The organism is Trichococcus sp., assembly GCF_049684335.1.
Lineage (GTDB): Bacteria > Bacillota > Bacilli > Lactobacillales > Aerococcaceae > Trichococcus.
Window position 1 is genome coordinate 1 of record NZ_JBAVFV010000001.1, and the last position, 10843, is coordinate 10843.

Below are 10843 nucleotides of genomic sequence, written 5' to 3' on the forward strand. Positions count from 1 at the left end.
CCTTAATATACCTGCCGAGGAAGAATCCAATGAGATATTTATGGATCCTCTATGTCTAGGTGACATAGAGTTTTTTGTTTTTACAAGAAATTCTATCATAAAATCCAGGGGGTGAAATATAAGATGAGTGAAGCTGCTATTGCAAAAAAACAACTGTTGGTTGAAGAACTGACAACAAAAATCCAAGAATCCGCATCTGTAGTCGTTGTTGATTATTTAGGTCTTACTGTTGAACAGGTGACTGAATTAAGAAAACAATTGCGTGAAGCTGGCGTAGAAATGAAAGTTATCAAAAACTCTCTAATGGTACGTGCTGCTGTCGCTGCAGGTTTGGAAGGAATGGAAAGCATTTTCAAAGGACCTACTGCTGTTGCATTCAGTTCTGAAGATGTTGTTGCTCCAGCCAAAATTATGGCTGAATTCGCAAAAACTGCTGATAAACTAGAAATCAAAGGTGGTATCGTTGAAGGTAACGTTTCTTCTAAAGAAGAAATCGAAGCTTTGGCAAAACTACCAAACCGCGAAGGTATGCTTTCTATGTTACTTTCAGTATTACAAGCTCCAGTCCGCAACTTTGCGTTGGCTATTAAAGCTGTATCCGAGAAAGACGGCGAAGCTGCATAATTTGCAGTTCTGTTGAAAAATGAAATACAAGCTTCCTTTCGGAGGCACAAAAAAACTTAAACCAAAAACGGAGGAACACAAAATGTCATTAAACATCGAAGCAATCATTGCTGACATCAAAGTAGCAACAGTTTTAGAATTAAACGACTTAGTAAAAGCTATCGAAGAAGAATTCGGCGTAACAGCTGCAGCTCCAGTAGCAGCAGCAGGTGCAGTAGCAGCAGCTGAAGAAGAGCAAACTGAATTCAACGTTGAATTAACTTCAACTGGCGATTCAAAAATCAAAGTAATCAAAGTTGTACGTGAAGCTACAGGCCTAGGCTTGAAAGAAGCTAAAGCTCTAGTTGACGGCGCTCCTGGCGTTATCAAAGAAGCTGTATCTAAAGAAGATGCTGAAGCATTGAAAGCTCAATTAGAAGAAGTTGGCGCTTCTGTAACAATTAAATAATCTTTTTTCAAAAGATTATTTTTACAGAAACACAATTCTTGATTGTTTAAATAGACTAGCCAGGATAAGCAATTATCCTGGCTTTTCTTATATTTTCCTTGCAGTATCGGACTTCCGTCAGAAGGAGTTGGAAATATGTCAAATCATTACTACACAAAGAACCCTGAAACCGAAAGCAAGGAAACTTCCTGGACGTTCCTATTGAGGGGTCGTGAGTTCCGTTTCATCTCGGACAGCGGCGTCTTCTCCAAAAGAACGGTCGACTTCGGTTCGCACTTATTGATTGAAAGCTTCCGCTTGAATGAGGAAGTGGCCGGGGATATCCTGGATGTCGGCTGCGGTTACGGTCCGATGGGGCTTGCGCTCGCGCATGCTTATCCTGCCAGACTGGTGGAGATGGTAGACGTAAACGAGCGGGCTATGTCTTTGGCACGCAGAAATGCGGAAGCCAACAACATCCGCAATGTGAAAGTCTACGAATCGAATACCTACGATCAAGTACCTGAAGGAAGGCAATTCGCTGCAATCGTCAGCAATCCGCCGATCCGCGCCGGGAAACAGGTCGTCCATCGCATCCTGTCGGAAGCACACACGCATCTTTTGCCGGGTGGCATGATGACCGTGGTCATCCAAAAGAAGCAAGGCGCGCCGAGTGCTGAACAGAAAATGCTGGATGTCTTCGGGAATGTCGAAGTCATCGCACGCGACAAAGGATATTGGATCATCCAATCGGTCAAGGCCTGATGCGCGTCCCGGATTGCTCCGGATACGGGCAGAAGGCTGTTGACAAATGAAAACCATGTGTGTAGAATAGTAAGGTAATATAGACGCATAAGATAATTCAGAAAACGCGACTGAAATATTGTCCAGACGCGCTTTTCGAGGCAGAAAACAAAAGAAAGAGTAATTTTCTCAGAAATTGCAACCTTCTTTTGGTTTTTTTTTGCCAAAAAAACGTTGCGGAATGTATATGTAACAAAAACGTAACACTTGTTGCGAAAATGCAACATAAGAGTGTGTTGTCGCTAAAGGTCTAAATTTAAGTAGGGGTGAAGAAGTTGTTAGGGCATAATGAAAAATTCGGGAAACAACGTACCCGCAGAAGTTATTCGCGTATCAGTGAAGTGTTAGAGCTTCCTAACCTGATTGAGATTCAATCGGATTCTTATGAATGGTTCCTGGAAACTGGGATCAAAGAGATGTTCAAGGACATCACGCCGATCGAAGATCACACAGGGAATTTAGCATTGGAATTTGTCGATTATGAATTCCATGATCCAAAATACACTGTTTCAGAAGCACGTGCACATGATGCCAACTACTCGGCACCAATTTATGTAAAACTACGCTTGATCAACAAAGAAACAGGCGAAATCAAAGACCAAGAAGTTTTCTTTGGTGATTTCCCATTAATGACAGACATGGGTACCTTCATCATCAACGGGGCGGAACGTGTTATCGTCTCCCAATTGGTTCGTTCTCCAGGCGTGTATTTCCATAACAAGATGGACAAAAACGGAAAAGAAAGCTTTGGAAACACATTGATTCCTAACCGTGGCGCATGGTTGGAATATGAAACAGATGCGAAAGACATCTCTTACGTCCGTATCGACCGCACCAGAAAAATCCCGTTGACCGTATTGGTCCGCGCATTGGGATTCGGTTCGGATGATCAGATTCTAGAAATCTTCGGCGACCACGAGAGCTTACGTTTGACTATGGAAAAAGACGTGCATAAAAACGCATCGGACTCCAGAACAGAAGAAGCGTTGAAAGACGTCTACGAGAGACTTCGTCCAGGCGAACCGAAAACGGCCGACAGCTCACGTAACTTGCTGAATGCCCGTTTCTTCGATCCAAGAAGATATGATATGGCTCCTGTTGGACGCTACAAAGTAAATAAAAAATTGAATGTCAAAACACGCTTGTACAACCAGATATTGGCTGAAACTTTGGTCGATCCTGAAACAGGTGAAATCATCGCAGAAAAAGGGACTGAATTGGACCGCGGCATGATGGAACGCTTAACGCCTTATTTGGATAATGGTTTGAACCAAGTGACGTTGTATCCTTCTGACGATGGCGTTGTGACCGATCCGGTCGTCATGCAAGTAGTGAAAGTCTACTCTAAGAAAGACCCTGAGAAAGTCATCAACATCATCGGGAATTCCGAAATTGCTGACGATATCAAACATCTGACGACTGCCGACATCTTTGCTTCCATGAACTACTTCTTCAACCTTAATGAAGGATTGGGAACAACGGATGACATCGACCACTTGGGTAACAGACGTATCCGTTCAGTCGGAGAGTTGTTGCAGAACCAATTCCGTATCGGTTTGTCACGGATGGAGCGTGTCGTGCGCGAAAGAATGTCCATCCAGGATGTTTCTACCGTAACGCCGCAACAATTGATCAACATCCGCCCGGTAGTGGCTGCAATCAAAGAATTCTTTGGTTCTTCCCAATTGTCCCAGTTCATGGACCAAACGAATCCATTGGGCGAATTGACGCACAAACGTCGTCTTTCAGCCTTAGGACCCGGTGGTTTGACGAGAGACCGTGCCGGATATGAAGTCCGAGACGTTCACTATTCCCACTATGGCCGTATGTGTCCGATCGAAACGCCTGAGGGCCCGAATATCGGGCTGATCAACAGCTTGTCCAGTTATGCAAAAATCAACAAATATGGTTTCATTGAAACGCCATACCGTCGTGTCGACTGGAACACGCACAAAGTTACTAATATCATCGACTACTTGACCGCTGACGAAGAAGATAACTTCACCGTTGCGCAAGCTAACTCGGTCCTATTGGAAGACGGAAGCTTCGCCAACAATATCGTCATGGCCCGTTATATCCATGACAACTTGGAAGTTCCGATCGAGCGCGTCGATTACATGGACGTTTCTCCGAAACAAGTAGTTGCTGTCGCGACAGCCTGCATTCCGTTCCTGGAAAACGATGACTCCAACCGTGCCTTGATGGGTGCCAACATGCAACGTCAAGCTGTTCCGTTGATCAACCCGCAAGCACCGTTTGTCGGTACCGGGATGGAATACAAAGCCGCTCATGACTCAGGTGCAGCCCTGTTGTGCCAGAATGATGGTGTGGTTGAATATGTGGATGCCAAAGAGATCCGTGTCCGTCGTGACAATGGTGCTTTGGATAAATACGAAATCATCAAGTTCCAACGTTCCAACTCAGGAACTTGCTATAACCAACGTCCGATCGTAGCTTTGGGAGACCGTGTCGATGTCGGAGAGACATTAGCGGATGGCCCGTCTATGGAAAAGGGCGAAATGGCTCTTGGACAGAACGTTTTGGTTGCCTTCATGACTTGGGAAGGTTACAACTACGAAGATGCTGTTATCATGAACGAACGTCTTGTACGTGATGATGTGTACACTTCTATCCATATCGAAGAATATGAATCAGAAGCACGTGATACGAAGCTTGGACCTGAAGAAATCACCCGCGAATTGCCTAACGTCGGCGAAGATGCTTTGAAAGATCTTGACGAGCGCGGCATCATCCGCATCGGTGCGGAAGTCAAAGACGGAGATATCCTAGTAGGTAAAGTCACTCCTAAAGGGATGACGGAACTGTCTGCGGAAGAGCGTCTGTTGCATGCCATCTTCGGTGAAAAAGCGCGCGAAGTGCGTGATACATCGCTACGTGTTCCTCACGGCGGCGGCGGTATCGTCCACGATGTGAAGATCTTTACCCGTGAAGCAGGGGATGAATTGTCACCTGGTGTGAATCTGTTGGTGCGTGTCTATATCGTTCAAAAACGTAAGATCAACGAAGGGGATAAAATGGCCGGACGTCATGGTAACAAAGGGGTTGTATCCCGTATCATGCCTGAAGAAGATATGCCATACATGCCAGACGGCACTCCTGTTGACATCATGTTGAACCCTCTAGGGGTACCATCGCGTATGAACATCGGACAAGTATTGGAACTTCACTTAGGTATGGCTGCCCGTTCGTTAGGCATCTACGTCGCATCTCCAGTATTCGATGGAGCGGATGAAGATGACGTTTGGGGTACGGTGGCTGAAGCCGGTATGGCGAACGATGCCAAAACGATCCTTTATGATGGCCGTACAGGTCAACCATTCGATAACCGTGTATCAGTCGGCGTCATGTACTATCTGAAACTGTCCCACATGGTCGATGATAAATTGCATGCTCGTTCAACTGGACCATACTCTTTAGTTACACAACAGCCGTTGGGTGGTAAAGCTCAGTTCGGTGGACAACGTTTCGGAGAGATGGAAGTTTGGGCACTGGAAGCTTATGGTGCTGCCTATACATTGCAAGAAATCTTGACATACAAATCAGATGATGTTGTCGGTCGTGTGAAAACATACGAAGCGATCGTCAAAGGCGAAACAATTCCTCGTCCAGGTGTACCTGAATCATTCCGCGTATTGGTGAAAGAATTGCAAGCACTCGGATTGGATATGAAAGTGCTTGATGAAGCAGAAGAAGAAATCGAATTACGCGACATGGACGAAGAAGACGATGTTGTGAATATGGAAAGATTAAATAAACAATCTGAAGCAATGAAGAGAGACTAATTCGTGTTCCCGGACGCTGCTGAGGCGTTCGGGTGCATGTTTGATCAAAGCGCATTGCCTCACGAGAAACGCAGATAGAGCATTTTGGGCAGCTCAAAGAATAAAGGGAGGTTGGCCCCTTGATAGACGTTAATAAATTTGAAAGTATGCAAATCTCTTTGGCTTCTCCTGATAAGATCCGTAGCTGGTCTTACGGGGAAGTTAAAAAACCAGAAACAATCAACTACAGAACACTGAAACCTGAAAAAGAGGGTTTGTTCTGTGAGCGGATTTTTGGACCGCAAAAGGACTGGAAATGTTCATGTGGTAAATACAATGGTATCCGTTACAAAGGGATCGTTTGCGATCGCTGTGGCGTTGAAGTAACCCGTGCTAAGGTCCGTCGTGAAAGAATGGGCCATATTGAATTGGCTGCTCCTGTAACCCATGTATGGTACTTCAAAGGGATTCCTAGCCGTATGGGACTTGTATTGGATATGAGCCCGCGCGCATTGGAAGAAATCATTTACTTCGCTTCATACGTTGTCATCGAACCAGGTGACACTGTCTTGGAATCGAAACAGTTGCTGACGGAAAGAGAATACCGTGACAAACGGGCGCAATTCGGAAACAGTTTCCATGCGGCCATGGGTGCGGAAGCCATCAAGCAATTGCTTGATCGCGTCGATGTCGATACTGAATGTGAACAATTAAAAGAAGACTTGAAATCCGCGACCGGACAAAAACGTACGCGTGCCATCCGTCGCTTGGACATCTTGGATGCTTTCCGTTCTTCAGGAAACAAACCTAGCTGGATGATCATGGATGTAATCCCGGTTATCCCTCCAGATTTGCGTCCGATGGTTCAATTGGAAGGCGGCCGTTTCGCAACAAGTGACTTGAACGACCTTTACCGTCGTGTCATCAACCGTAACAACCGTTTGAAACGCTTGTTGGACTTGAACGCACCGAACATCATCGTTCAGAATGAAAAACGTATGCTGCAGGAAGCTGTCGATGCTTTGATCGATAACGGTCGTCGTGGCCGTCCTGTAACAGGACCAGGTAACCGTCCATTGAAATCACTTTCGCACATGTTGAAAGGGAAACAAGGACGTTTCCGTCAAAACTTACTGGGTAAACGTGTCGATTACTCCGGACGTTCTGTAATCGTAGTTGGACCTTTCCTGAAAATGTACCAATGCGGATTGCCGAAAGAAATGGCGATCGAGTTGTTCAAACCTTTCTTGATGAAAGAATTGGTTGCCCGTGATATCGCAAGCAACATCAAAAATGCAAAACGCAAAATCGACCGTATGGACGATGATGTATGGGATGTATTGGAAGATGTCATCAGAGAACATCCCGTATTGCTGAACCGCGCACCGACGCTTCACCGTTTGGGTATCCAAGCTTTTGAACCGGTACTTGTCGAAGGTAAAGCAATCCGTCTTCACCCGTTGGTATGTGAAGCCTACAATGCCGATTTCGATGGTGACCAAATGGCCGTCCACGTACCGCTAGGTGAAGAAGCGCAAGCAGAAGCGCGTCTATTGATGCTGGCTGCACAGAACATCTTGAATCCAAAAGATGGTAAACCAGTTGTAACACCATCCCAGGATATGGTCTTGGGTAACTATTACCTGACTCTGGAAGAAATAAATAAAGTCGGCGAAGGAATGATCTTCTCCAATGCCGAAGAAGCTGGCCTGGCTTATGAAGGTGGCTTTGTCCATCTGCATACAAGAGTAGCGATCAGCACGAATTCATTGCCTAAGAAACCATGGACAGAATGGCAAAGAGGCCGTCTGTTGGTGACGACAGTCGGTAAAATCTTCTTCAACGAAATCATGCCTGACGAATTCCCGTACCTGAATGAGCCTACCCAATTCAACTTGGATGTTGCGACTCCGGATAAATATTTTGCCGAACCAGGCGAAGATATTCCGGCGTTCATCAAAAAACAAGAAATTGTCGGACCGTTCAAGAAGAAATACCTTGGGAACATCATTGCTGCCGTATTCAAGAAGTTCCAAGTAACGGAAACTTCGAAGATGCTGGACAAAATGAAGGACCTGGGTTACAAAATCTCGACTCGTGCAGGTATCACTGTAGGGATCGCCGATATCTTGGTATTGGAATCCAAAGCGGAAATCCTGGAAAGAGCCCACAAAAAAGTCGATAACATCATGAAACAATTCCGTCGTGGTCTGATCACTGATGATGAAAGATACACCAGCGTCATCATGACCTGGAACATGGCTAAGGACGAAATCCAAGTCGAACTGATGAAGACATTGGGACAAGAAAACCCGATCTTCATGATGAGTGATTCCGGAGCCCGTGGTAACATCTCCAACTTTACCCAGTTGGCGGGTATGCGTGGTTTGATGGCCGCTCCAAACGGTAAGATCATGGAATTGCCGATCACTTCGAACTTCCGTGAAGGACTAAGCGTTTTGGAAATGTTTATCTCTACCCATGGAGCTCGTAAAGGGATGACCGATACAGCCTTGAAGACAGCCGATTCAGGTTACCTGACACGTCGTTTGGTTGACGTGGCGCAAGATGTCATCATCCGTGAAGATGATTGCGGAACCGATCGTGGTCTGATAGTCCGTTCCATCCGAGAAGGCAATGAAGTCATTGAAGACTTGGAAGAGCGTCTGATTGGCCGTTATACTCAAAAAACAGTTGTCCATCCTGAAAACGGCAAAGTTCTTGCTGTACATAACCAATTGATCACAGAAGATATGGCGAAAGAAATCATTGATGCCGGTATCGAAGAAGTGACGATCCGTTCCGTGTTCACGTGCCACACTAGACACGGCGTCTGCAAACGTTGCTACGGCCGCAACTTGGCTACTGGTTCAAATGTTGAGGTCGGTGAAGCAGTCGGTACAATCGCTGCCCAATCCATCGGTGAACCAGGTACTCAATTGACCATGCGTACATTCCATACGGGTGGGGTTGCCGGAGACGATATCACACAAGGTTTGCCGCGTATCCAAGAAATCTTTGAAGCGCGTAATCCGAAAGGGCAAGCTATCATCACAGAAGTTACCGGGGAAGTTGTCTCCATCGATGAAAGTGCGTCCGATCGTTCCAAAGAAGTAACAGTCAAAGGTATCACGGATACAAGAACGTATACCATCCCTTACACTGCACGTACGAAAGTGGCTGAAGGCGACATCGTTCACCGTGGTGATCCATTGACTGAAGGATCCATCGAACCTAAGAGCTTGCTGCGCGTCCGCGATGTACTGTCTGTTGAGACTTACTTGCTGCGCGAAGTTCAGAAAGTATACCGTATGCAAGGGGTAGAAATCGGCGACAAGCATATCGAAGTTATGGTCCGTCAAATGTTGCGTAAAGTCCGCGTTATGGATCCGGGTTCAACAGATATCCTGCCAGGTACACTGATGGATATCTCAGATTTCGAAGACCGTAACCGTTCTGTCATCAACGCTGGGGAAGTTCCAGCAACAGCCCGTCCAGTCCTGTTGGGGATCACAAAAGCGTCCTTGGAAACAAACAGCTTCTTGTCTGCTGCTTCCTTCCAAGAAACGACTCGTGTCCTGACGGATGCTGCGATCCGCGGCAAGAAAGATTCCTTATTGGGTCTTAAAGAGAATGTTATCATCGGTAAGATCATTCCTGCTGGTACAGGTATGGCCCGCTACCGTAAGATGGAGCCGAAAGCCGTCGAAGCCGAAAGTGAGAGCGTCTATAGCATCACTGATACAGCTGAAACAGGTTCTAACCTATCTGATTACAGAGGATAAAATGATGAACGTCCTGGAAAAGCAAATTGCTTTTCCAGGACGTTTTTTTGTTGGTTGGAGGCATGGTGTTCTGGGGTTTGGGTTTGGCGGGGAATCTCATGTTATCCGCGGACGTTTTTCCCCGCCAAGGTAGTTTCGGCGGTTTTTATGACTATGATTTGAACTGATTTTCCCCGTCAAAATGGTTTTGACGGGTTATTTCTGTGCATAAATGCATTCCTAAAATGGAATCAAAGAGGCATTAACGGATCAGCATCATCTGTGCGAAGTGCACCACAACAGCAGAAGCGGCGAGGAAGGGCCCGAAAGGCAGTCTGCGCTGCAAGGAGCTGCCTTTCGCCATGTGGGTGTGCAGAAAATAGGAACCTGCGGAGAAGCTGGCCAACAGGATGATGAACAAGGTGGGCTCCAACCCGAAAGTGAAGCTCAAGATCGAAAGCAGTTTGATATCGCCGCCCCCGATCCCGTCAGGAAGAGCGAGACTTGTGAAAAACAACAAGGAAAAAATCACAAAGAAACTGATGACGGCTGCCGGCCAATCCGCAACCGGAAGTACAACTTGGCGAAACACGACACCGAAAAACAATAAGAGCTGGAAGCGGTCGGGAATCAACAGATAGAGATAATCGGCAATCGCTATGACCAGCAACAGGGAGAACACAAAGGCGAGAGCGAACAACTGCAGCATGTCTGTTGCGTAGAAATAATAGAGAAGACATGCCAATAAGCCCGAGATGATTTCCGAAGTCAAGTACAGCGCATCTATTTTTGTTGCGCAGTACGCACATTTCCCGCGGTGGCATACATAAGAAAAGATCGGAAAAAGATCTTTGGTCTGCAGAGTGTGCTGGCAAGCGACGCATTGTGAGCGTGTGGTGGTGAAGTTTTCTTTGATGGGGATACGCGTTCCCAGGACAGTGAAGAAGGAACCGAAAATGGCTCCGAAATAAAAGATGGATACATAAACAACGATGTTCAAAACAATTCCTCCTTGACGAACAAACTGACTATAATATCCGCAACTATTCTGTGGAATCTTTTGGTCTGCGGGTTCGGAAAAATTTGGCAACCCATTTTTAAAAATATTCCTTTTATTGTTGACAGAGCGTCTGTCAGATGGTAGACTGTTTAAGTTGTCAAATTAATCTTTTGTCCCGATGGAAAATAGTTGTTGACAGATGATTCTGGATTTGATAATATATAAGAGTTGCTACTGCAGTTCGAAAACGTTTGAAATATCGTCAAAAAAATATTTCGAAAATACGTTGACAACGAGCTAGCCAAGTGGTATTATAAATAAGCAATCACGTAACACGTGATAAACGATTGACCTTTGAAAACTGAATAAAGAATGAACGAACCAAATGTGCAAGGAGCTTAGACTTCGGTCGAAGCAAACGAAGACGATACGTAGTATCGCA

General features: G+C 45.8%; 6 protein-coding genes and 1 other annotated feature. Of the genes, 5 read left to right on the top strand and 1 reads right to left on the bottom strand.

Annotation, left to right across the window (positions count from 1 at the left end):
• Positions 1-86, top strand: a sequence feature (ribosomal protein L10 leader region). This feature is flagged as partial in the annotation.
• Between the two features lie 37 nt (positions 87-123).
• From rplJ to rpoC, 5 genes are all read left to right on the top strand, one after another.
• Positions 124-624, top strand: coding sequence for a 50S ribosomal protein L10 (rplJ, locus tag WBM30_RS00005; protein ID WP_086628829.1), 501 nt, complete (start codon positions 124-126; stop codon positions 622-624).
• An 82-nt stretch (positions 625-706) separates the two neighbouring features.
• Complete coding sequence (rplL, locus tag WBM30_RS00010; protein WP_086986651.1) at positions 707-1072, top strand: 50S ribosomal protein L7/L12; 366 nt, start codon at positions 707-709, stop codon at positions 1070-1072.
• Between the two features lie 135 nt (positions 1073-1207).
• Complete coding sequence (locus WBM30_RS00015) at positions 1208-1816, top strand: class I SAM-dependent methyltransferase (RefSeq protein ID WP_424898797.1); 609 nt, start codon at positions 1208-1210, stop codon at positions 1814-1816.
• 314 nt (positions 1817-2130) lie between these two features.
• Positions 2131-5658 carry a DNA-directed RNA polymerase subunit beta gene (gene rpoB, locus WBM30_RS00020; RefSeq protein WP_424898798.1) on the top strand — a complete coding sequence of 1176 codons (3528 nt, stop codon included), beginning with the start codon at positions 2131-2133 and terminating at the stop codon, positions 5656-5658.
• Between the two features lie 119 nt (positions 5659-5777).
• A complete protein-coding gene (rpoC, locus tag WBM30_RS00025) occupies positions 5778-9422 on the top strand; it encodes a DNA-directed RNA polymerase subunit beta' (RefSeq protein ID WP_424898799.1) in 3645 nt (1214 codons plus the stop codon).
• Positions 9423-9663: 241 nt separating this feature from the next.
• Here rpoC and WBM30_RS00030 read toward each other — a convergent pair whose 3' ends face one another.
• Positions 9664-10401 carry a prepilin peptidase gene (locus tag WBM30_RS00030; RefSeq protein WP_424898800.1) on the bottom strand — a complete coding sequence of 246 codons (738 nt, stop codon included), beginning with the start codon at positions 10399-10401 and terminating at the stop codon, positions 9664-9666.
• Positions 10402-10843 lie beyond the last annotated feature (442 nt).

Bases quoted from the DNA above. Each gene is read 5' to 3' on its own strand.
- WBM30_RS00015 (WP_424898797.1), top strand. From the start codon at position 1,208: ATGTCAAATCATTACTACACAAAGAACCCTGAAACCGAAAGCAAGGAA.
- rplJ (WP_086628829.1), top strand. From the start codon at position 124: ATGAGTGAAGCTGCTATTGCAAAAAAACAACTGTTGGTTGAAGAACTG.
- rplL (WP_086986651.1), top strand. From the start codon at position 707: ATGTCATTAAACATCGAAGCAATCATTGCTGACATCAAAGTAGCAACA.